Below are 408 nucleotides of genomic sequence, written 5' to 3' on the forward strand. Positions count from 1 at the left end.
GCGCTGCCCGGCCCCTCGTTCGCCCAGGAAGTGGCGCGCGGCCTGCCCTGCGCCCTGACGGTGGCCTCGACCTCGCGTGAACTGCGCGACCGTGTGGTCGGCGCCGTCCACGGCGGCAACCTGCGCGTCTACGCCTGCGACGACCTGATCGGCGTGGAAGTGGGCGGCGCGGTCAAGAACGTGCTGGCGATCGCGACCGGTGCCGCCGACGGCCTGGGCCTGGGCCTGAACGCGCGCGCTGCCTTGATCACGCGCGGCCTGGCCGAGATCACCCGCCTGGGCGAGGCGCTGGGCGCGCAGCCGGCCACCTTCATGGGCCTGACCGGCATGGGAGACTTGATCCTGACCTGCACCGGCGACCTCTCGCGCAACCGCCGCGTCGGCCTGGCGCTGGCCGAAGGCAAGCCG

1 protein-coding gene is annotated in these 408 nt (G+C 74.3%); it reads left to right on the forward strand.

Annotated features, from left to right (window positions below):
- On the forward strand, positions 1–408 hold a 408-nt coding region (locus KVT32_RS28915), incomplete at both ends, for an NAD(P)H-dependent glycerol-3-phosphate dehydrogenase (RefSeq protein ID WP_217619292.1).

Origin of the sequence: Achromobacter sp. GbtcB20 (assembly GCF_019091095.1) — a bacterium.
GTDB classification, from domain to species: Bacteria; Pseudomonadota; Gammaproteobacteria; order Burkholderiales; family Burkholderiaceae_B; genus Achromobacter; species Achromobacter mucicolens.